The organism is Oxalicibacterium faecigallinarum (genome assembly GCF_014635705.1).
Lineage (GTDB): Bacteria > Pseudomonadota > Gammaproteobacteria > Burkholderiales > Burkholderiaceae_D > Oxalicibacterium > Oxalicibacterium faecigallinarum.
In genome coordinates, this window is record NZ_BMDI01000001.1 from 220,886 (window position 1) to 243,673 (window position 22,788).

Here is a 22,788-nt window from a genome sequence, read left to right on the forward strand (position 1 = left end):
CGTATGAACTATCTTGTGATCTCCGCACATGACTATCGCAGCCGTCGTAAAGCAGGGCTGCACTTCATTACTGCTGAACTGGCCAAACGCGGACAGACGCGGTTCTTTTCCTGTCAGTACAGTTTGCTGTCCGATCTGAAATCGGATCCGCGTAAATCAATTGGTGCACTGGCCAACAAGCGCGAGGTATTTGATGGTGTCGAGTGCTATTTGTGGAAAACCCTGATTCATCCATTCAATATGCGCAAGCCGGTGTTGCAACCGATTGAATCCTTTCTGTTTCGACGCTATCTGCGGCATGTCAGTCCGGTTCTGGTGGAATGGATCAAGCAGTCCGATATGGTGGTGTTTGAAAGTGGCATTGCACCGATCTTCTTTGATCTTGTGCGCGAACTGAATCCCCGTGCCCGAACCGTTTATGTGGCTTCCGATGATCTGGCGACGATCAATGTGGCCTCTTACGTCAAGCACACGTTTGACCGGATTGCTCCGCAGATGGATGCCTTGTGTCTGAAGTCACGTTTCATGATTGATGGCATTCCACCCTCGGATAACCAGTACATTGTGCCGCACGGATTTGATTTTTCTGTTGCGGATCATGCTGATCCGTCTCCTTACGGAGCGGGACAACACGCGGTGTCATTGGGCTCCATGTTGTTCGATCCAAGCTTCTTTGTGATCGCATCGAAGCTCTTTCCAGAGATGACTTTTCATGTGATCGGCTCCGGCATGGGACGGCATGAGGGTTATGGCAGCAATGTGATCGTGTATGACGAGATGCCGCACAAGCAGACGCTACCCTATATCAAACACGCCACAATCGGTCTGGCACCTTATCGTGCGGCAGGGTTACCAGCGTACTTGTCGGATACATCGCTCAAACTGATGCAATACGACTTTTTCGGACTGCCTGCGGTATGTCCGCAAGCGATCGTCGGTGATTATCAGTCACGTTTCGGCTATGTGCCTGGTAATGAACAGTCCATTGGCGATGCCATTCGCGCGGCGCGGGCGGCACCGCGTATCACTTTCCGTACACCGCTGGCATGGTCGGATGTGGTAGATCGCATTCTGTCACCGGACAGTTTCCCCGATACGCAAGTACCGTCATCCGGTCGACGGAACCTGGATGCTGCTGGATCACGCTATACACCTTTACCCGCTTAAAAATCTTGAGGATGTTGGAACCATTCAACATTTTCGCTTTCTTAGAATTGTTGTCAATTAAATAATTTTTGGATTGAATGATGGTTTGGCTTATGCCGATGAATTTCGGGGCGGGCATGTCGGAAATATTTCTGCCTGAGCACCCGGTGGGAACAGATATCACTCTGGAAGTTAGAGCGATGTTTGTGGATAACAGGAACCGACGATGACGAATCCTTCCGTTCTATCGATTGCAGATTTTCCCGTGCGCGTTTTGACGGCCGACATTTTGTCGGACGGGTTGCTGCAAGTGATTGCGCAACGCGAAAAGATTGCGCTGTTTTTTGCCAATACCAATTTCATCATGCAATGCCGGGCATTGCTGCCGCGCATGCAGGACGACGGTGTGGTGATCGTGAATGATGGCATTGGGCTGAATCTGGCTTCATGGATGGTCCATGGTCGGCAGTTTCCGGAAAACCTGAATGGCACTGACTTCACACCATTGTTCTTGTCTCGAGCGGAGCGACCATTGCGTATCTTCTTGCTCGGTGGACGTCCGCGTGCATTGGCCAAGGCGGAAGAGCATGTGCGATCACGTCTCGGACAGCAGGTTGTGGGTAGGCAGGATGGTTATGGTGATCTCAATCATCCCGAACTGATCGAGAGGATCAATCAGGCGCGACCTGATCTGGTGCTGGTTGCACTGGGAAATCCGATTCAGGAACGATGGATTCTCGATAACCATCCGCAACTGCATGTACCGGTGATGATGGGCGTTGGTGCCTTGTTTGACTTCTGGGCAGGGGAGAAATCACGTGCGCCCAAACTCGTACAGCGCCTTAAGCTGGAGTGGCTCTACCGCCTTGCATTAGAGCCGCGGCGCCTGATGCGCCGTTACACGGTTGATGTCATTGCATTTTTCATGTTGTGTTATCGACGGCGACGGCAAGGTGGTCACGTCTGAAGTTACTTTTTATCTGCGGTGAAATCCATCGTGTAAATCAATTTGAAGAAAGCTCAGGTTTGTCATGAAAATCTATCCAGTGATTCTGTCAGGTGGGTCTGGTACACGTCTCTGGCCGCTATCGCGTGCTGTGTTACCTAAACAGTTGTTACCTTTGGTAACTGATCGCACGATGCTTCAGGAAACAGTATTGCGCGTGCATGGTTGGGCCGACGTGATGCCACCTTTGATCGTATGTGGTAATGAGCATCGTTTTCTGGTAGCCGAACAATTGAGGCAAATTGGGGTCGAGCCCACGGCAATCCTGCTGGAGCCGGAAGGACGTAATACGGCACCCGCCGTCGCCTCTGCAGCTTTGTTTTTGAGTGGAATCGATCCGGATGCGGTCATGTTGGTATTGCCGGCGGATCATGTGATTGGAGATATTGCTGCATTCGAGCAGGCGGTCAGACTGGCAGCACAGGCGACGGGAAGTGGTTCGTTGGTAACCTTTGGCATTGTGCCGGATCATCCGGAGACAGGTTACGGCTATATTCGTCGTGAATCAGCATCAAGCCGTATAGAAGGTATTTATCCGGTTGCAGAGTTCGTTGAAAAGCCTGATCTTGAAAAAGCGCAACGCTTTGTCAGCAGCGGCGAGTATGCATGGAATAGCGGGATTTTCCTGTTTCGCACAGAGGTGTATCTGAATGAATTGATGCAGTTCCGTCCCGATATTGCTGGTGCCTGTCAAAAAGCGGTACAAGACGCGTACAAGGATATGACTTTTTGCCGTCTCCATGAAGCGTCCTATCTTGCTTGCCCTTCGGAGTCGATTGATTATGCTGTGATGGAGAAGACAAGCAAAGCTGCCGTCGTACTTGCGGACATTGGATGGAACGATGTGGGTTCCTGGACAGCACTGTCGGCGGTTCAGCAAGCGGATGACGAGGGCAATGTTTTGCGTGGTGACGTTTATACCGATAGTGTCAAAAATTCTCTGGTAAGAGCCGATACCAGATTGGTCGCAGTGATCGGTTTGGATAACATTGTTGTGGTAGAAACCAAGGATGCAGTATTGATCTCAGCCAAGGATCAGGTGCAACGCGTCAAGAATGTCGTCGAACATCTCAAGCACAAGAAGCGTAGCGAACACGAGAACCATTCGCGTGTTTATCGCCCTTGGGGATGTTATGAATCGATCGATGGCGGAGATCGCTTTCAGGTCAAACGCATTACCGTCAATCCCGGCGAAAAACTCTCTTTACAGATGCATCATCATCGAGCGGAACATTGGGTTGTCGTTACCGGAACCGCGCGTGTCACCAACGGTGATGTGGAGCAATTGCTGACCGAGAACGAATCCATTTATATTCCGATTGGTAGCACACACAGGCTGGAGAATCCGGGCAAAGTCCCCCTTCATCTGATCGAAGTACAGTCCGGAGCGTATCTTGGTGAAGACGATATCGTACGTTTCGACGATGTCTACAAGCGTGCCTGAGTCCATGGACCTGGTTGCTTTGTCATAGACGTCAGAGACGGTAATGAAGGGGCAGGGCGGGTGGTGGCCTGCCCAGCACGATTCGAACGTGCGACCTACGGCTTAGAAGGCCGTTGCTCTATCCAACTGAGCTATGGGCAGAAGAAGACCGCAGCAAAAGAATAAGGACATGATCGTTGCTGGGTGCTGCATTATGCCGTTTTTGCTGCCGGGTTTCAATGTCGCCACATTCTCAAGTGCGATGTGAGTGCGTTGAACACTATTTTTTCAGCGAATCGACCAGCGCATATCCTTTTTTAAAGCCGGCAGCGAATGCCTCTTCTGCGGTCGCGTAATCACCATCGTCGCCCGCGGCAGTCAGCAAATCACTTTCTGCCGTCGCGTCGACACCCGGTTCACAAATACGGATGGTGTAATCCCAGGGGTGATCAGAACCATCGCCTGAATTTTTCAGCGTGGCGACGTGTATTTCCAGTCCTTTGTAAAGCTCGGTACTCCAGTTTTGCTGTTGTTCCATGTTTTTCTCCCATCAGATGTCTAGGAAACGCGAGTTGAATCCCATTGCCGTTCCGGATGAGGTGAGGGGACGGGATCTTGCTGTGGGACAGGATGCTCGTTGGGCAAAGGCGGTTCATCGACTGGTGCAGGTTCCGGCGCGCGATGAAAGTGCAGATGACCGGTGCACTCGCTGCCTTGCTCTATGGTGTTGGACGGACGCATGATCAGACTCCTGAATGAACCAAGCATGAAGCAATATGGGTATATTCTCAAACGGCTTGTCTGAATGAAGACCTGAAGACCGACCACAAAGTTCAGACGATGATTGTGAGCCAGGCAATGCCTGGCAAGTCGCCATCGGCGACATGGGATCAAAACATGTCCAGCCGGTAACCAATCGTATACACCGTCGTCAGACGCACGTTGTTATCAGGCTTGAGCTGCAACTTGGTTCTGACTTGTGACATATGCGTATCAAGTGTGCGCGATGTCATCACGAGTTCTCGTCCCCAGACCGTTTCCATGATGCGTTCGCGAGAAATCAACTGGCCTATATTCTGAAAGAACAGCGCGGCGATATCGAATTCTTTCGGTTTGAGTTCGACAGTCATATCGCGTACGGTTGCAATCTTGTTGAACAAATCAAACGTGTAAACACCGGCCTCGATCGTCCCATGCGACGCGCTTGCACTGCTGGCACTGATGGCTGCGGGGCGGATACGTTTTGACAGTGCATGCAGGCGCGCCGATAGTTCACCCTCGCGGATCGGCTTGGTCATGTAATCGTCTGCACCTGCCATGAGGCCACTCACGATGTTTTCTTCCAGCACGCGATTGGTCAGAAACATGACCACGATCTGATCGCCCAGATTACGTCTTACCCATTCGATGACATCCTTGCCCGTCATGTCGGGCAAGTGCCAGTCCAGAATCAGCATGTCAAATGCATCGGCACGCATGCGTAACGTTTCCAGTAATGCGCTACCTGTATGGAAAACCGTGCAGGCGTGCCCGGCATCCGTGACAACCTGATGGATCAGTTTCGATTCGATTGGATCGTCTTCGAGCGAGGCGATTCTCATGGTTTGCTTCCTTCCTGATGGTTCATTGATACCTGATCTTCCTCATCGTCTGCGACGCACGGCAGCATGATGGTGAAGGTACTGCCTTTGCCTACGGTGCTGTCCAATGTAATGGTGCCGCCGTGTCGTTCGACGACCATTTTCACGAAGGCAAGTCCGAGGCCGATGCCATCCTGTCCGTGATCGTCCGCACGCAGGAATGGCGAAAAAATCATGGATTGCTTGGATACGGCAATGCCTGGCCCCTGATCGTGAATACTGCATGCGATAGCGGGGCCTTCGGCTGTCATGAGCGATTGTGCTTCGCAGCGCACACGTCCGCCTTCCGGACTGAACTTGATGGCATTGGAAAGCAGGTTGCCGAGGGCGCGGATCATCAGCGAGCGATCGACCGTCAGCCAGGCATCTTCAGCTGGCGTGTCGATTTCCACGGTGACGGAACGCGCATGTGCAAATGCCCACATGCTGTCCGCAGCTTCAGCCAGCATTGAGCTGAAATCGGATTCCTGAAGTTGATAACCGGATGATTCGGCCTTGGCCAAATGGACGAAGCTTTCTGCGAGATGCAAGGTCGCTTCCACTGATTTTTCGACACGATTCAAAAATTCGTCGGCGGCGAAGGCGGTAGACGGATTCTTCTGTAACTGGATGAGTGCCAGAATCGATGATTGCGGTACGCGCAGATCGTGAGAGATGAAATTCAGGCTTTCTTCGCGCCGACGTTCTGCCGCGCGCAGGGAGGTGACATCGATCAGCGAAATAATCCAGCCCAGCATGGCGCCGTCAGCCATGCGTGATGCGGTAGATTTGATGAGAAATTCGCGACCGCTTTTATCACGTGTCTCGACTTCCATCGTCTCGCAGGTCGGCGTTTGCAGCAGTGTGTTGTACCAGATTTGATCATGAATGGGCGAACGTGGCGGTGCCTGGAAATGCGAGAAGATTTCCTTGAGCGTGAGCGGCTTTTGGTAATCCACGCCCATTTGCGCTAACTGAAGTTGTGCTTTTAGATTGCACATCAACAGTTCGCCAGCTTGTGACAACACCAGTGTGGCATCCGGCATGTTGTTGAGACTGTCGCTGACAAACTGATGCACATCGCGCGCGCGGTCGCCGGCGATACGGATCGCAGCGATTTGCCTCTCCAGAAAATCGGCGTCTTGCGCAATCACGGCGCTGCTCTTGTCTCGCAAGACCATGGCATTGTTGTAATGCAGACGCTCCAGTTCTTCACTCAGGTAAAACAGGGTCGCCTCAAGACGTCGCCAGTTCCAGAGCGGGTAAATCGAAATGACCATCAGGATCGCAGCCGCTGGCGGCACCCATAATTCCAGCATAAACAGGGTGTAGTTGGTCAGTGCGATCAGGCCGATCAGAACAAGGGTTGCCCCCAAAGCCTTGAATGGGGACAGGTACAGACAGGCAAACAACGCCAGACAGGTAAAACTCATCGTGACCAATGCATTGAGCCATTTCGTTGCCGGTTGAATGCCGCGCTTTTCAAGCAGGCCGGCAAGCACATTGGCATTGATCTCCACTCCCGGCATCAGACGTTCCTTGGTTGTCAGTGGTGTCGGGAACATGGTCGCAATGCCGGATGCCGTTGCGCCGATCAGCACGTATTTACCGTCGAAATAGCCTGGTGGGATTTTGCCTCGCAATACATCGATGTAAGAAACCTTGATTGCGTGCCCCGGCGGACCGGCAAACGGAATCAGTTCCCGGTTGTCGTGGCCGACACGCATCCTGTCGGATGGCGTTTTACGCATACCTGTTTGATAGACCGCAACCGAAAACTGCGGCCAGGAGGCATCGCCCAGGGTTTCATTCAACAGAATGCTGCGTACCAGGCCGTCCGCATCAAATACGAAATGGGTGTGACCGACGTTGTGCGCAGCATCCATGAGTGACGGAATGGGCAGGGTGGGTTGCAAGCCCTGCGCGGTGTGTTCGATCAGCAAAGGCAATACCACGCGCTGATTACTTGCGATGGCATGGGTAAGGCGAGTATCACCATCGCTTTGGACCTCAGGTTCCGAAAAAATGATGTCAATGCCGATGGCTTTTGCCTTGCTTTGGTTAAGCCTGTTTATCAGTTCTGCGTGGACCGTGCGTTTCCAGGGCCAGCGTCCCAGCGCGGCAATGCTGGGATTGTCGATCGCAATGATGACGATCTGTTCGTTTGCCGGTCTTTGCGCGCTTTTGATCAGCGCATCATAGATAAAGCGATCCGGTTGTCCCAGTCCGTTCATCAAACCGAGCACTGCGGCGCACGCCAGCATGATCAGAAAAAAAATACGCCATTCCGCCTTCAAGGGAGATTGTCTTCTCTGTTGCGAAAAGATCATCGGCACATTGGAAGAGCGCAACGGCATTCTGTTTAGAATCCCGATCCCAGCGGTTGTCCCTGAGACTGAATCGGAGCGCCATGTTCAGTTTGCCATTGCATCGGAACGACAAATTTTTGTGGTGGCGAGTAAGTGCCGACAAAACCATCCGATTCGATGCTGCGTATGCGAGCATAGTAGGTGCCGGATTGCGGACGCGGGATGGCAATTTCCGGTACGGCAGTTTCCTTCTGATGCACGAGCTTCGCGAAATCCTCTTGCGCGGAGAGCTGGAACGTGAAGCGTTGCTCTGGCGTTGTCTGACTCCATGAAAAATGGATTTCCTTTTCTCCGATGGCAGTTGTCGGCGCCGGCAGGCCCTGAATGAGGGTCAGGGGGCGTGCGTCGCTGAACGGACCTTGTTTGCCCGACTGACTTTCGATAGAGGCGACGCGCCAAAAGTAGGTGCCGACCTGTAGTCCCACTTGTTGTTGAGCCATGCCATCACCGGCTGTCACCAGTTGGTCTATCAGTGGTGCTGCAAAACGGTTGTCGGTAGCGACTTGCAATCTATAGTGATCGATGTCACCGGAAATACTCCATTGCATCGGCACGGAAATCTGCGCAGCACTGCTATTTGCCTGGAACTTCCTGTCTGGCGCCATCAGAAACGGTGCGAAGGGGCGCGCCGCAACTTCAAATGGTAATGTTTGCCGATGGCCGTGCAGGCCATGTTGGTCGATAGCGTTGGTATGCAGGAAGTATTGTCCATCCGGCAGATCGGCAATCCGCGCGATACCTTTGCCTTCGTTAGCCGGCACGCGGACTTCCGCAATGTTATCGATGCCATGCGCATCCCGTGACACGCGCAGCAGAAATTGTTGTGCATGTGCTTGTGCAAGACTAAATTGCAATGGCAGTTTTTCCTGTCGCTGATAGCCATCCTGAATGTTGGGAACAGGCAGCAGGGAAACAGGTCGTGCAACACGCTTGTTTGCGACGATCGTACCAAAGCCGGCTGCAACCAGTTGTGTATCCGGTTTGCCTTTTACGTCGGTAGCAACGGCAACTTTACCTTCTGTCGTTTCGTTGATGACGCGCTGATCCTCATACTGGACGCGGAAGCGTGTACCGCGAACGCCGGACACTGCCAACGGGCTCAGAACTTCATAGCGGCTATCAGACTTGTTGAATGGTGTGACGCTGGATTCGACGCGACCACGCTCCAGAAAGAGCCGGGTACGTGGACTGTTGAGGTACTGCGTCATGCGTAGCGTGCGCAGATTGATCGTGCTTTCCGGCGGCAATGTGATTTGCGAGCCATCTTCCAGCACCAGAGAAATGAAGCTCTCGGCCATGGTGCTGAGCGTATCGCCTTCCTTCACCTGCGTATTGACCCGGGCCTCGACCGGATTGCCGTTGCTGTCCTTGATCCGTATATCACCAAACAGGCTGTTAATGCGGGCAGAGGCGGCAACGGGTTTCAATAACCTGGCCGGAATCAGAACAATGCGACCGATGGGAATGGTGCGATCGTTTTCAATTTTGTTGACAGCACCGATGGTTGACCAGTGACGAACTTCACCCGTGAATTTTTGTGAAATGGACGACAGCGTTTCATCGCGTGCGACGGTGTACCAGATGCCCTCCGGGGCAATACGCATATTCGCCTCAGCAAGTTGCGCGGAAGCAGGCAGCCAAATGGCAATGGATAGCGTCAGACCCAGGAGCGATCTTTTCAACACAAACCTCAATGAATAAAAGTGATGGAGGGAAACATCAGGATTTTCGCATCTTCGGGGCAACTTTCCCGTAATTCCTGACTGAATTGAATTTAATTTGTGATAAATGACGTTAATTTTTGCAAACGCATGCGTCATGACGCCCTTGCACTCTATGCAGACTGGCGCACATGAGAGCCGGGATGGTTGTAGCGTTACAGACCGCGGTTTTCTTTGATCTTATGGACGGGTAGGTACAGAGATCATGTAGACGCCAATCGTGCAACAGGGATGTAGATTGGCGTACAGGGCGAGAAAGCCCGAGTGTCAGATACGTTTGAAAATGCCTGGCTCGATGCTCAGTTTGAAACTGCCATCTTCCTGTTTTTCTGCCGTGCCGTTGGTGTCCTTGACACGGTAGCCGATAAAGTTGGTCGGCAAGGTGTTGTAACCGTAATCCAGATAGGTTTTGCCTGCCACGATGTTCTGCAGCGTGATGACCTGGCCACTTGCATTTTTGACGTTGAACTCTTCACTGATTTTCATACTGCCTCCATGCATCGATAGTCAAAGGAAGGAGCGACGAAATCGGCAGGCGTTCCGCCGCCACCGGGATGTTCATGGTACTGGCATCGGCTGATGGCGACAAGCTTGCCTGGCTTCTGCGAAATTGGTGCTGGTATATTTCCCGACCGCCAGCCCCGGTAGTAGCAACCTTCGTTGTGCTAGTACGGCTCATCGAGAGCACGAAGCGATGATAGCGACCGTGTGTGACAGCAGTTTGACATGCATCAAATTCAGCCGGATTTGGGTTGCCTGTTGCCAGTTTCTACAGAACTTTTCCCGGATTCATCAGATTATGGGGGTCCAGCGCCTGTTTGATCTGACCCATCAGCTGCATTTCAACGGGCGATTTGTAGCGCAGGATTTCTTCGCGTTTCAATGCGCCCAATCCATGTTCGGCCGAGATCGAGCCGTCGTAGGCATGGACATTGTCATGCACGAGACGATTGATGGCTTGCTGGTTTTCAAGGAAACGATGATCGGGAATATCGGTTGGGCCTGCCACGTTGTAATGCAGGTTGCCGTCGCCAAGATGCCCAAACGTCACGAGACGAACGCCCGGATAACGTTGCTTCAATTGCGCATCCGTGTCGCAAACGAAATCGGCGATGCGCGAGATAGGCAGGGAGATATCGTGCTTGATATTCTTGCCTTCAATGGCCTGTGCCAGCGGAATCCGTTCACGCCATTGCCACAGCGCAGACGACTGGGAAAGCGAACTCGCAACCACTGCATCAGCGACGATCCCTTCTTGCAAGGCATGGGCGATCACGGTTTCCAGCAGGGTATTTGCATGACTTTCTGATTCGTGATCGGACAGCTCGAGCAAGACGTACTGCGGGTATGTCTGTGCAAACAGCGGTGGTGTTTCGGGAAAATGCCGGCGGACCAGTTCCAGACAAAAACTGGACATCAGTTCAAAGCCTGTCAGCGCAGCACTGCAACGCTGTTGCGTCAGTGTCAGGAACTGCAAGGCATGATCAACCGATTCAAGCGCGATGAAGGCCGTGCGTATCGCAACCGGTTGCGGGAACAGCTTCAGCACGGCAGCGGTGATGATTCCCAGCGTGCCTTCTGCGCCAATATATAAATCGCGCAGATCGTACCCGGTATTGTCCTTGCGCAGTCCGCGCAGCCCATCCCAGATATCGCCTTGCGGGGTGACGACTTCCAGCCCCAGACACAATTCTCGGCTGTTGCCGTAACGCAGGACGGCGGTGCCACCCGCATTCGACGACAAATTGCCACCGATTGTGCAACTGCCTTCCGCGCCGAGCGAGAGAGGAAACAGCCGCTTCGCATCATGGGCAGCTTGCTGGACGTTTTGCAGAATGCAGCCGGCTTCAACCGTCATGGTTTGATTGAGCGGATCTATGTGCCGTATGCGATTGAGACGTCGCAAGGACAGGACCAGTGCCGTGCCGCTTTGATCCGGCACGCTGCCAAGTACAAGTCCCGTATTGCCGCCTTGCGGCACGATGGGAACCCGATACTGCTGGCATAGCTTGACCAGTTGCGCTACCTCTTCCGTGGTGCCCGGACGGGCGACTGCGCAGGCAACGCCGATGTATCTGCCACGTTGATCACGCAGATAGGGGGCGAGGTCTTCAGCGCTGGTGAGGACATGTTCGGTACCAATGGCTTCTTGGCAGGCCTCGATGAACGTATTCATTGCTTGCTGATGCTGGCCGCACGCATCTTGGCGCGTGCGGCCTTTTTGTAGGGGTAAAGAAAACTCACCACACAGGTGAAGAAAATCAGCACAAGCCCGACTTCCATCCAGCCCAGCAGCGCTGACAGACCGCTATCGCTCCAGCCGCGCACGATGCCTTCCATGAAGTACAGCAGAATCAGCATCGACGACCATTGCATGGTGTACAGATCGGTGCGCAGGACACCGCGCAAGGGCAACAGGAGCGGCAGTACTTTGAGTGCAGGCCAGAAAACACCGGGGCGTACAGGTGCCAAGATGGTTTCCCATGCAATGCACAGAAGAATCAACGCAACCAGACTGCAGACGGCACCGCCATGCAACAGTTGTTGGCGTTGTGTATTCACTGAGATTGGTCTTTCAGACGCAGTGCGGTTTCTGCCAGGCGGCGGCCTAGTCCGATTGCCAGTGTGCGGGTCTCTGCCGAAATCGGTTGGTTGCCGTTGACGCCGGACCAGTGCGATGCGCCATACGGTGTACCGCCACTTGTGGTGGTCATCAATTCCGGCATGGAATAGGGAAGACCGACGATCAGCATGCCGTGGTGCAGCAAGGGCATCATCATGGATAGCAGCGTGGTTTCCTGTCCGCCGTGCAGACTGCCGGTCGAGGTGAATACGCAAGCCGGTTTGCCATTCAGTGCACCTGCCAGCCATTGCGATGTCGTGCCATCCCAGAAATACTTCATGGCTGCTGCCATATTGCCGAAACGTGTGGGCGATCCCAGTGCCAGTGCGGCACATTCCTCGAGGTCACGCAGCTCGACGTAAGGCGCGCCCTCTGCCGGCACATCCGGCTCGGTGGCTTCGGTGACGGTTGACACTGCAGGGACGGTTCGCAGGCGGGCTTCACAACCGCTCACGCTATCGATTCCCTGGCCGATCAGTTCAGCCAGTTTGCGTGTGGCGCCGTGGCGCGAGTAATACAAAACGAGAATAGGGAGTGAGGAGGCAGTCATGCTTGTTATTATAGGGCGCTTTGTTGCCAATCCATAAAGCAGGTCAACTACCTGTCTGAACGGTCTGCTACTGGACTGGAATCGGCATTTTTACGGATGACATCGTGGCGCTATCTGCCTGGCAGCTGTACATGTCCATCTTGCTTACGTTTGAATTGCAATACATGACGTCTCCCCGCTTGACCTTTTTCCGTGAATTATCCTGGTCGCAGGTGCGCGACCTGTTTCATTTTGCCGTACGGCGCTTGCGGGAAGAGCAACTCCCGCAGGTGGCCGGCAGTCTGACCTTTACGACAGTACTGGCATTGGTACCGGTGCTGACGATTGCCTTTGCCATCTTCACGACTTTTCCCTTGTTCAACACCTTCCGTGCATCGCTGGAAGCGTATTTCGTCCAGAACCTGATGCCCAAGGGGATTGCCAATACGATCCTCGGTTATCTGACGCAGTTTTCAAGCAAGGCAACGCGCTTGTCTGCCTTTGGCGCGGTGGCGCTGATTGCGACGGCAGTCGCGATGATGTTGATGATTGATCGGGTGTTCAATCAGATATGGCGTGTCAAGACCAAACGTCCGATCACGCAGCGTGTTCTGGTGTACTGGGCGATTGTGACGCTGGGGCCGCTGTTGATCGGCGCATCCATATCGCTGACGTCCTACTTGTTCACCGCGACCAATGGCGTGGTGAAGAACGTGCCGTTCATTGGCGCCTTCTTTTTTTCATCGATTTCCATTTTACTGACGACTGTTACCTTCACCTCCTTATATGTCGTGGTCCCGAACAAGATAGTGGAGTGGCGTGATGCCTTGTGGGGTGGTTTGCTGGCAGCCATCGCATTTGAGATCCTCAAGCGTCTCTTTGCCATTTTCATCGTCAAGGGACCAACCTATACGATTGTCTATGGCGCGGTTGCCGCCTTTCCGATTTTTCTGATCTGGATTTACATGGGCTGGCTGATCACCCTGACGGGTGCAGTGGTAACTGCAGCGCTGCCGATTATCAAATATGAACGCTGGTGGCACGTGCCGCAGCCGGGGAGTGCATTCGTCGATGCGATTGCCCTGTTGCAAGTGCTGCATGCTGCGCGTCAGTCGCCAAACGCTGCCGTGGATGCCAAACACATGCGGCAAAAGACGCGCCTGGGATTTGAAGAGTCTGAAACGCTGCTGCAGCAAATGCTGGACGCTGGCTGGGTTGGTCGCATCAAATCGGATGGCCCGCGCAAACTGCAGTTTGGCAAACGCATCACGGACGGGCTTGATAGCTGGGTCCTGCTGGCCAATTTGCGTACATTGACGTTGGCGGATGTTTATCGCGTTTTTGTTTTCAGTGCGGCGGGGAACGCTTCACTGGCACGACAGGTGGAAGCGGCAGTGGAAGAGGGATTGACCGAAACACTGGAAAACTACTTTGGCCGATTGCAAGAGCGAGGCGAAGCGTGCCCGATCAGCGATGGGCTCAGGGCTTGAGTTTCTGCAGAGAAATCATTGCAATTTTTTTAGGGATTTATTTGATGGGGTGGTTGTCAGACCAACATCCCATCAGGCATGCGAGACATGTCGTCTGACGATACTGGCTGTCGTTTTTCGACATGAAAGGAGATGGATTTTTTGCAGCGCCGGGATTAGAGTACAAGCGTCCGAAGTATAACCATAACGTGCGAGGACAGTCCCATGAAAGTATCCGAAATACTCAAGGTAAAAGGAAACATTCTCTTTACGGTGACACCCGACAGTCCGATTCTCGATGCTGTCAATACCATGGCCGAGAAGGACATTGGTTCACTGGTCGTGATGGAGGGGGGCAAGCTGATCGGCATGCTGACATTCCGTGAAGTCATCGCCACGATTCACGAAAATGATGGTTCGCTGGGGCGCGAAAGTGTACGCAGCCACATGAACAAAAAACCGATCATCGTTTCTCCCGATACCGATCTCAATGACGTGCGCCGCCTGATGCTGGAGCAGCATGCGCGTTATGTGCCGGTACAGGATGAAAAAGATGGCAGTCTGATGGGCGTCATGTCCTTCTATGACGTGGCCAGGGCGGTATTCGAGGCGCAAAGCTTTGAGAATCGCATGCTCAAGTCCTATATTCAGGATTCGCCTGTCGAGGTGGAAGAAGAGCGTTGAAGCCGCCAACCGTTCGTTCGCATACCGGTTACAACCAGATGTGACGAACGGTTTCATGCAAGCTCGCTTCTCCCTTACAATCCGGTTGTCTGCAACCGGCGGCTTGTCGTGCGCCATATTGAATGCGATGAATCCCGTCGCCAGCTTACATGCGCAAAACCAGCCAGTTCGTCCTGCTTACCCAACGTCGTTTCGCGCCATTCTTTTGTGCGCAGTTCCTCGGCGCATTCAATGACAATGTCTTCAAGACCGCATTACTGACCGCGCTGACGTTCGATGCGCTGAGCTGGACCACGCTGGATCGCGGCTTGCTGAACAATCTGATTCCGGGTTTGTTCATTCTTCCCTTTGTATTGTTTTCCGCCTTGTCCGGGCAACTGGCCGACAAGTTCGAGAAGTCTGCGCTGACGCGTTACGTCAAGCTGCTGGAAATAGCGATCATGGGTATCGCCGCCATTGGCTGGATGCAGCAGAACCTGTGGCTGTTGATCGCAGCCGTTGTGGGTATGGGGCTGCACTCCACCTTGTTTGGTCCGGTCAAATACGCGTATTTGCCGCAGAAACTGGCACCGAATGAACTGGTCGGCGGCAATGGCCTGGTAGAGATGGGAACGTTCGTCGGCATTCTGCTGGGCGAAGTGTTGGGCGCCGTGTTGGTCTCGCAGCGTCCGTGGGGACTGGAACTGGTAGCTGGCGGCACGATTGCGATTGCCATTGCGGGTTGGTTATTCGCACGTGCCATGCCGGTTTCGCCTGCGCCTGATCCCGAACTGAAAATCAACTGGAATATTGCCAGTGAAACCGTGGCAAATCTGCGTTTTTCAAAGCAGAACAAGCCGGTCTTTATCGCCATGCTGGCCAATTCGTGGTTCTGGTTCTACGGGGCGATCCTGTTGGCGCAGTTTCCTTTGTATGCCAAGGATTATCTGCAAGGTGATCACAGTGTGTTCGTTTTGCTGCTGACGATTTTTTCTTTGGGAGTCGGAACCGGCTCGCTGCTGTGTGAACGCCTGTCCGGTCACAAGGTGGAGATCGGTCTGGTGCCGTTAGGCGCGATTGGCCTGACGATCTTTTGCTTTGATCTGTATCTGGCTTCCGGCACTTATTCAGCGACGTCATCGGTCGATATCGCCAGTTATTTTCAACAGACCGGCAGTGCACGCATCGTGTTTGACTGTCTGATGATCGGTATTTTTGGTGGCATCTACATTGTCCCTTTGTTTGCGCTGGTGCAGACGCGTTGTGAGCCGACTCACATGTCGCGCACGATTGCGGGGATGAATATTCTCAATGCCTTGTTTATGGTCGTTGCCGCCTTGCTGGCAATGGTATTGCTCAAGGCCGGCTTGACTATTCCTCAGCTATTCATGGTAACGGCAATACTCAACGCGGTGGTATGCGTGCTGGTTTGCTGGGCAATGCCGGAATTTGTTCAGCGATTCTGCGCATGGGCGTTGCGCAAAGGCTAATTGCTCAGTGGGGAGCAGGCTGTGCGTGTTGCTGGAGCCATTCATCCAGTTCGTCTGACGTGAGCGGCATGGCGTACAGATAGCCCTGACCGTACGCACACCCGAGTTCAGACAGAATAGTCGCCTGACGTTCGTTCTCGACACCTTCTGCGATGACGTCCAGATCAAGGTTGCGACCGAGTTGAATGATGGCCTCGGCGATGCTGCTGCCGCGTGCAGATTCCGTAATTTCGGTCACGAACGCGCGATCGATCTTGAGGCGATCGACATTGAGTTTCTGCAAATGGCTCATGGAAGAGAAACCAGTGCCAAAGTCATCAATCGCGATACTGACGCCGGTTGCCGTGATTTGATTCAGCAATGCAGTCAATGCGTCCGGATCTTCCATTGCCATGGATTCCGTAATTTCCAGTTCGATGCAATGTGGTGATGCTTCGGTGTCGCTGAGCGTACGCTTGAGCATGCTCAGGAATTGCGGATGACGGAACTGCACTTGCGACACGTTGATCGAAATCATGAAGTGATCGAAGCCCCTGCGTTTCAGACGGACGGTTTCAAGACAAGCCTGTCTTAAAACCCATTCGCCTAGTTCGATGATCAGGCCAGAATACTCGGCAATCGGAATGAAACGTGCCGGCGAAATCATTACGCCTTCATTGCACCAGCGGAGCAATGCTTCTGCACCAACCGCGGTACGCGTCAGCATGTCGATCTGCGGTTGATAGACGACATAGAGTTGTCGTTCTTCGAAAGCTTCGCGCAGGGCATGCATCATGTTGACCCGCTCGCTGATATCGATGCCCATGCTGCGTGAAAAATACAAATGTCCGGCACGTTGCTGCAGCTTGGCGCGCTTGAGTGCGATCTGGGCGTTTTTCAGCGCTTCTGCGCCGCGCCCGTTGTGCTCTGCCAGACGCATCAAGCCGACGGTGGCGGATAGCTGCACTTGCTGGGCTGCGATGCTGAAAGGTCGTTCGAACTGCGCAAAAATCGCTTCCGGCGTGACTTGGTTGTCGTCACCCAGAACCGCAAAGGTATCGCCGCTCACGCGTGCGACGATCAGGTGGTGACCAAGGCGTGATTGCAGGCGCGTCGCAACCGCCAGCAGCAACTGGTCACCAAACTTGTGGCCGAGCGTGTCGTTGGTTTCGGCGAAATGGTCGATATCGATCAATGCCAGGGTGGTCGGCAAGCCGACCGGCTTTTGCAGTGTTTCGTCGAGAATTTCACGCAGACGCTCACGATTGGGTAGCTTGGTCAGCGTGTCGTAGTACGCATAGTTATGCAAGCGCGTGACGAGAAGGATATTGGTCAGACCGATGGAAGCGGTACTGCCAAATACATGAAGCAATCGTTGCTCGATATGATTCAGAACATGGGTATTGCAGATGACGGCGATCAGGCAGCGCGTGCCGTCGCCCGGAAAATAAAGCGCCGTCATGTTGTTGGCATGCACGGTACGTTTATCGTGCATTGCTTGCAGCATGACATGCTGCATGACTTCATCAAAGCCTGATGCGGGTTGATTCAGCAGGGTGGTGCAACGGCCGGCGGCTGAAATGGCAAACAGTTCGGTTTGCCCGTTGTTGAGTACTTCACTAATGCAAATCAAGCCATCGTTAGGGAGGCCAAGCAGGTCGCTCAGATCGTGCAACACAGCGTCTGCAAAGTCTTCGATTTTTGTCAGTTCGGCGAACTTGTTACTTGTCTGAAGAATTTTTTCCAGCCCGCGATCGGTTGCCCGCAAATCGGCGGCCTGTTCGTGCACAAGTACTGCGTTCTGAAACAGCTCGGTGCAGGCGGCGCGTTCGAGCGTGCTGCCAATCAGATAGCCGAAGACCGCGAAGGCGGCCAGCGCTTCGCGTGCGACGTCCAGATTGTCTGCACTCGTACGCACCAGGACGCTGACATCCGGAAATCGCGATGAAGAACGTATTGTTTGCAGCAGCGTGACGGTATCTGCCAGCGGAAGTGCCAGATCGTCGACGATAATCACGGCGAGATTCTGAACAGGTTCAAGAATTGAGCACGCTTGGGAAAGAGAGTGCGCGTGCAAAAAAGGCAGGTGGGCGGTCGATGCGACGGCATGCGCCAAAATAAAACCGATTGCCGTATGAAAATCTGGATTCTGGCCAACTAGCAGAACATGCTTTTCACGCTGATTCTCGGTAGTAGTCGGTGTGGATTGCAGTCTGGACTGATATGCCAATCCTTGTTTTTGACTGCTGAGCGACTGAGGCATGAACGAAGAGCTCCGGATAACGATAAGGCATAGGTGTTTAGGACTATTGCATAGGGACTTGTTCTAATGCAATATTTTTGTGCGAGGGTGGGTCTGTTTGTGGAATTGTTGCACTGGTAGAATGAGCGCTTTATTGGCAGATAAGTACATTCCATGTCCGGCAATACCTTTGGCACACTTTTCACGGTTACCACATTCGGCGAGTCGCACGGCCCTGCGATCGGTTGCGTTATTGATGGTTGCCCTCCCGGCATGGCCCTGTCCGAAGCCGATATCCAATTTGACCTCGACCGCCGCAAGCCGGGCACGTCGCGTCATGTCACGCAACGCCAGGAGCCGGATACGGTTGAAATCCTGTCTGGCGTGTATGAGGGTAAAACGACCGGGACGCCAATCGCCTTACTGATCCGCAATCAGGATCAACGCAGCAAGGATTACAGCAACATTGCTGAAAGCTTCCGCCCGGGTCACGCTGATTACACCTATTGGCATAAATACGGTATTCGCGATCCGCGCGGTGGCGGTCGCTCTTCAGCGCGTTTGACGGCACCGGTAGTTGGCGCTGCCGCGATTGCCAAGAAGTGGTTGCAACAGCAATACGGAACGATCTTCCGCGGATACATGAGTCAGCTTGGTGAGCTGGTGGTGCCGTTTGAAGACTGGTCCCATGTGACCGAAAATCCTTTCTTTGCCGCCAACGCCAGCATGATTCCGCAGCTGGAAAGCTACATGGATGCCTTGCGCAAGAGCGGTGATTCGTGCGGTGCGCGTATCGAGGTCGTGGCGGACAACGTGCCAGTCGGACTGGGGCAGCCGATTTATGACAAGCTGGATGCCGATATCGCCTATGCCTTGATGGGGATCAATGCCGTCAAAGGCGTGGAAATTGGTGCCGGTTTTGCTTCTGTCGCTCAGAAGGGAACCGAACATGGCGACGAGCTCACTCCTGAAGGTTTTGCCAGCAATAATGCCGGTGGTGTGTTGGGCGGGATTTCGACCGGTCAGTCGATTACGGCATCGATTGCCATCAAGCCGACATCCAGTATCCATACGCCACGCCACTCGATCGACAAGGCGGGTAATCCGATCATGGTGGAAACCCATGGCCGTCACGATCCTTGTGTTGGTATTCGCGCGACCCCGATTGCCGAAGCGATGCTGGCACTGGTTCTGATGGATCACGCTCTGCGTCATCGCGCGCAATGTGGTGACGTTTCCGTTTCGACGCCCAAGATTCGCGCACAGCGCCCTTGAACTTTTGCCCGCACATTCGACTCTGTTTCTGCGCCTCAACGATAACAAAGGAGAAAAAATGAAGCGATCCCTTCTACGAACCGGTCTGGCTTCGACGCTCGTGGCCGGTTCTGTCCTGATGCTTTCCGCGTGCGAAACGGTGCAGACCACACAGGGTGGTGCGGTCGGCATCGACCGTAAGCAACATATGGCTGTGTCGTCGCAAGAGCTGGATCAGGCGGCAACCAAGCAGTACTCCGAATTACTGGCCGAACAGAAAAAGAAGGGCACGCTGAACACCAACGCAGCACAGGTAACCCGTGTGCGCGCCATTTCTGATCGTCTGATCGCGCAAACGGGTGTATTCCGCCCGGATGCAAGAAACTGGAAATGGGAAGTCAATGTCCTGACGTCGGCAGAGATCAACGCATGGTGTATGCCCGGCGGTAAAATCGCTGTTTACACGGGTCTGATTGAAAAGCTGAAGGTTACCGACGATGAGCTCGCCGCTGTGATCGGCCATGAAATCGCCCATGCGCTGCGGGAGCATGCACGTGAACGTGCCTCCGAGCAGGCCGTGGCGGGTGGTCTGATTTCCATTGGATCGGCAATTCTGGGTGTCGGTGATCTGGGTCAGCAGGGTGCTCAATACGCCTACATGGGCTTGATCGGCTTGCCAAACTCTCGCAGCCACGAAACAGAAGCTGATCGTATCGGTGTCGAACTGGCTGCGCGCGCCGGCTATGATCCACGTGCAGCGATCGCCCTCTGGCAAAAAATGGCGCAGGCCGCCGGTGGCAATGCACCGCCAAAACTGCTGTCCACGCACCCGTCAAGTCAGGATCGCATCAGCGATCTGACGGTCTACTCCCAGCGCGTCATGCCGCTTTACCAACAGGCCAAGCGCTGATCCTTGACGTTTTGACCATCCAGGCGGGCAAATGCCCGCCTTTTGCATTGCGCTGTCACAAATCATCCCAATCTATGTTGCGCTTCCATCGATAACGCGCCATCCATTGGGGGCAGACGTAATATCCCTATCACAAATATGGCATAATCGAGGGCTTTCCAGACGGGAAAATTCTTCCGTCGCTGACTAAATATTCACGCGAATCATGGCTCAAACGCTCTACGACAAACTTTGGGATGCACACGTCGTCGAAACCGGCGAAGACGGTACGACTGTGCTCTATATCGATCGTCACTTGTTGCATGAAGTGACCAGCCCGCAAGCGTTTGAGGGCCTGACGCTGGCCAATCGCAAGCCATGGCGTGTATCTGCCAACCTCATGGTGGCGGATCATAATGTGCCGACTACCGATCGTACACATGGCATTGCAGACCCCACCTCGCGTCTGCAGGTGGAAACGCTGGATGCCAATGCCAACAGCTTTGGCCTGACTTACTTCAACATGCGCGACAAGCGTCAGGGCATCGTCCACGTAATCGGACCAGAGCAGGGCGCGACCCTGCCAGGCATGACGGTTGTATGCGGTGATTCGCATACCTCCACGCACGGTGCATTCGCGGCACTGGCGCATGGTATCGGCACGTCTGAAGTTGAACACGTATTGGCGACGCAAACGCTGTTGCAGAAAAAATCCAAATCCATGCTGGTGCAGGTCGATGGCGTACTGCCAGCCGGTGTGACTGCCAAAGACATTGTGCTGGCAATCATCGGCAAGATCGGTACGGCCGGCGGCACGGGTTACGCGATTGAATTTGCCGGTTCAGCCATCCGCTCCTTATCGATGGAAGGCCGCATGACGGTTTGCAACATGGCAATCGAAGCAGGTGCACGTGCCGGCATGGTGGCGGTGGATGATACGACGATCAACTACGTCAAGAATCGTCCATTTTCGCCAGTCGGTCCGCACTGGGACCGCGCGGTTGATTACTGGCGTACCTTGCATTCCGATCCGGGTGCCAAGTTCGATATGGTCGTGACGCTGAACGCCGCTGAAATCCTGCCGCAAGTCACTTGGGGTACGTCGCCAGAGATGGTCGTGCCGGTCGATGGTCGCGTACCTGATCCGGATAAAGAAAAGGATCCGGTCAAGCGTGATGGCATGGAAAAGGCCTTGGTCTACATGGGCCTGAAGCCGAATACGCCAATTGAAGATATCCGTATCGACAAGGTGTTCATCGGTTCCTGCACCAACTCGCGTATCGAGGATTTGCGTGCAGCCGCAGCGGTTGTGCGTGGCAAGCATCGCGCTTCGAACGTCAAGCTGGCGATGGTGGTGCCGGGTTCCGGTCTGGTGAAAGAGCAGGCGGAACGCGAAGGTCTGGATCGCATCTTCAAGGATGCCGGGTTTGAATGGCGCGAGCCAGGCTGCTCGATGTGTCTGGCAATGAATGCAGACCGTCTGGAACCTGGCGAGCGTTGCGCATCGACCTCAAACCGTAACTTCGAAGGTCGTCAGGGAGCTGGCGGTCGTACGCATCTGGTTAGCCCGGCAATGGCTGCGGCAGCAGGTATCGAAGGCCATTTCGTCGACGTACGCAAGCTGTAAGTAAGCGTACTGCAAGCGCATCAGGTGATGCGCTTGTTTTGCAATAACCGGTAGATAAATCATGGAAAAATTCACAGTTCTCGATGGCTTGGTGGCGCCGCTGGATCGCGCCAACGTGGATACCGATGCCATCATTCCAAAACAGTTTTTGAAGTCAATCAAACGTACGGGTTTTGGTCCGAATCTCTTTGACGAATGGCGTTATCTGGATGTCGGTCAGCCCGGTCAGGACAACTCGCAGCGTCCGCTGAACAAGGACTTCGTGCTGAACCAGCTGCGCTATCAGGGCGCATCGATCCTGCTGACCCGCAAGAACTTCGGTTGTGGCTCTTCGCGTGAACATGCACCGTGGGCGTTGAGTCAATACGGCTTTCGTGCAGTGGTGGCGCCGAGCTTTGCCGATATTTTCTTCAACAACTGCTACAAGAATGGCCTGTTGCCGGTTGTGCTGAGTGAATCGCAAGTTGATCATTTGTTCAATGAGGTCAAGGCATTCCCGGGCTTCCGTCTGGTCATCGATCTGGAAAAACAATTGATCGGCACCACCAACGGCGCCGTCAACTATCCATTTGAGATTGATGCCTTCCGCAAATACTGCATGCTCAATGGTTTCGACGATATCGGTCTGACCCTGCAAAAAGCAGACAAGATTCGCGCCTTTGAGGAGCGTCATCTTGCATCGCAGCCTTGGCTTGCCAATACGATTTAAACAATTTGCATACGACTTTTAATTTTTAAA

19 protein-coding genes, 1 tRNA gene and 1 pseudogene are annotated in these 22,788 nt (G+C 53.8%); 10 read left to right on the forward strand and 11 right to left on the reverse strand.

Annotation, left to right across the window (positions count from 1 at the left end; translation table 11 throughout):
* Positions 1 to 3: 3 nt before the first annotated feature.
* The 3 genes from IEV29_RS01040 (at position 4) to IEV29_RS01050 (ending at position 3,596) form a co-directional block, all read left to right on the forward strand.
* Positions 4 to 1,167, forward strand: a complete 1,164-nt coding sequence (locus IEV29_RS01040; protein WP_229726131.1) for a GumK N-terminal domain-containing glycosyltransferase — start codon at positions 4 to 6, stop codon at positions 1,165 to 1,167.
* Between the two features lie 205 nt (positions 1,168 to 1,372).
* Positions 1,373 to 2,113, forward strand: coding sequence for a WecB/TagA/CpsF family glycosyltransferase (locus IEV29_RS01045; protein ID WP_188379417.1), 741 nt, complete (start codon positions 1,373 to 1,375; stop codon positions 2,111 to 2,113).
* A gap of 64 nt (positions 2,114 to 2,177) precedes the next feature.
* On the forward strand, positions 2,178 to 3,596 hold the full coding sequence (locus tag IEV29_RS01050) for a mannose-1-phosphate guanylyltransferase/mannose-6-phosphate isomerase (protein ID WP_188379418.1): 1,419 nt from the start codon (positions 2,178 to 2,180) through the stop codon (positions 3,594 to 3,596).
* 64 nt (positions 3,597 to 3,660) lie between these two features.
* Here IEV29_RS01050 and IEV29_RS01055 read toward each other — a convergent pair.
* The 10 genes from IEV29_RS01055 to wrbA all read right to left on the reverse strand — a co-directional run bounded on the left by IEV29_RS01055 (position 3,661) and on the right by wrbA (position 12,457).
* Positions 3,661 to 3,737: transfer RNA gene (locus IEV29_RS01055), tRNA-Arg, on the reverse strand.
* A gap of 118 nt (positions 3,738 to 3,855) precedes the next feature.
* Entirely contained in the window at positions 3,856 to 4,113 is a 258-nt protein-coding gene (locus IEV29_RS01060) for a hypothetical protein (RefSeq protein ID WP_188379419.1), read from the reverse strand.
* Between the two features lie 20 nt (positions 4,114 to 4,133).
* Positions 4,134 to 4,316: a hypothetical protein gene (locus IEV29_RS01065; protein WP_188379420.1), complete on the reverse strand. Its 183-nt coding sequence runs from the start codon at positions 4,314 to 4,316 to the stop codon at positions 4,134 to 4,136.
* A 149-nt stretch (positions 4,317 to 4,465) separates the two neighbouring features.
* The gene (locus tag IEV29_RS01070) at positions 4,466 to 5,176 is read right to left on the reverse strand and encodes a response regulator transcription factor (RefSeq protein WP_188379421.1); all 711 of its coding nucleotides are present in this window, start codon (positions 5,174 to 5,176) and stop codon (positions 4,466 to 4,468) included.
* Positions 5,173 to 7,551, reverse strand: coding sequence for a CHASE2 domain-containing protein (locus tag IEV29_RS01075; RefSeq protein ID WP_188379422.1), 2,379 nt, complete (start codon positions 7,549 to 7,551; stop codon positions 5,173 to 5,175). Before IEV29_RS01075 ends, IEV29_RS01070 begins: the two co-directional genes overlap by 4 nt.
* Positions 7,552 to 7,556: 5 nt before the next feature.
* Entirely contained in the window at positions 7,557 to 9,245 is a 1,689-nt protein-coding gene (locus IEV29_RS01080) for a FecR family protein (protein ID WP_188379423.1), read from the reverse strand.
* Between the two features lie 306 nt (positions 9,246 to 9,551).
* Complete coding sequence (locus tag IEV29_RS01085; protein ID WP_188379424.1) at positions 9,552 to 9,770, reverse strand: hypothetical protein; 219 nt, start codon at positions 9,768 to 9,770, stop codon at positions 9,552 to 9,554.
* Positions 9,771 to 10,053: 283 nt separating this feature from the next.
* The gene (locus IEV29_RS01090; protein WP_188379425.1) at positions 10,054 to 11,460 is read right to left on the reverse strand and encodes an FAD-binding oxidoreductase; all 1,407 of its coding nucleotides are present in this window, start codon (positions 11,458 to 11,460) and stop codon (positions 10,054 to 10,056) included.
* The gene (locus tag IEV29_RS01095) at positions 11,457 to 11,846 is read right to left on the reverse strand and encodes a DUF2069 domain-containing protein (protein ID WP_188379426.1); all 390 of its coding nucleotides are present in this window, start codon (positions 11,844 to 11,846) and stop codon (positions 11,457 to 11,459) included. Before IEV29_RS01095 ends, IEV29_RS01090 begins: the two co-directional genes overlap by 4 nt.
* A complete protein-coding gene (gene wrbA, locus IEV29_RS01100) occupies positions 11,843 to 12,457 on the reverse strand; it encodes an NAD(P)H:quinone oxidoreductase (RefSeq protein ID WP_188379427.1) in 615 nt (204 codons plus the stop codon). The genes IEV29_RS01095 and wrbA overlap by 4 nt, the downstream gene beginning before the upstream one ends.
* A gap of 131 nt (positions 12,458 to 12,588) precedes the next feature.
* Here wrbA and IEV29_RS01105 point away from each other — a divergent pair, with 131 nt between their 5' ends.
* The 3 genes and pseudogenes from IEV29_RS01105 to IEV29_RS01115 form a co-directional block, all read left to right on the forward strand.
* On the forward strand, positions 12,589 to 13,926 hold the full coding sequence (locus IEV29_RS01105) for a YihY family inner membrane protein (protein ID WP_229726142.1): 1,338 nt from the start codon (positions 12,589 to 12,591) through the stop codon (positions 13,924 to 13,926).
* A gap of 204 nt (positions 13,927 to 14,130) precedes the next feature.
* Complete coding sequence (locus IEV29_RS01110) at positions 14,131 to 14,589, forward strand: CBS domain-containing protein (RefSeq protein ID WP_188379428.1); 459 nt, start codon at positions 14,131 to 14,133, stop codon at positions 14,587 to 14,589.
* A 149-nt stretch (positions 14,590 to 14,738) separates the two neighbouring features.
* A pseudogene (locus IEV29_RS01115) lies at positions 14,739 to 16,046 on the forward strand (MFS transporter); the annotation flags it as partial.
* Positions 16,047 to 16,062: 16 nt separating this feature from the next.
* On the opposite strand, the gene IEV29_RS01120 reads toward IEV29_RS01115, so the two are convergent.
* Positions 16,063 to 18,054 (reverse strand): putative bifunctional diguanylate cyclase/phosphodiesterase, encoded by a 1,992-nt coding sequence (locus IEV29_RS01120; RefSeq protein ID WP_229726145.1) that lies wholly within the window; start codon positions 18,052 to 18,054, stop codon positions 16,063 to 16,065.
* A gap of 399 nt (positions 18,055 to 18,453) precedes the next feature.
* On the opposite strand from IEV29_RS01120, the gene aroC reads away from it, so the two are divergent.
* The 4 genes from aroC (at position 18,454) to leuD (ending at position 22,758) form a co-directional block, all read left to right on the forward strand.
* On the forward strand, positions 18,454 to 19,554 hold the full coding sequence (gene aroC, locus IEV29_RS01125; protein WP_188379431.1) for a chorismate synthase: 1,101 nt from the start codon (positions 18,454 to 18,456) through the stop codon (positions 19,552 to 19,554).
* Positions 19,555 to 19,672: 118 nt separating this feature from the next.
* Entirely contained in the window at positions 19,673 to 20,443 is a 771-nt protein-coding gene (locus IEV29_RS01130) for a M48 family metallopeptidase (RefSeq protein ID WP_373868115.1), read from the forward strand.
* 205 nt (positions 20,444 to 20,648) lie between these two features.
* Positions 20,649 to 22,049 carry a 3-isopropylmalate dehydratase large subunit gene (gene leuC / locus IEV29_RS01135; RefSeq protein ID WP_188379433.1) on the forward strand — a complete coding sequence of 467 codons (1,401 nt, stop codon included), beginning with the start codon at positions 20,649 to 20,651 and terminating at the stop codon, positions 22,047 to 22,049.
* 61 nt (positions 22,050 to 22,110) lie between these two features.
* Positions 22,111 to 22,758, forward strand: a complete 648-nt coding sequence (leuD, locus tag IEV29_RS01140; RefSeq protein WP_188379434.1) for a 3-isopropylmalate dehydratase small subunit — start codon at positions 22,111 to 22,113, stop codon at positions 22,756 to 22,758.
* Positions 22,759 to 22,788 lie beyond the last annotated feature (30 nt).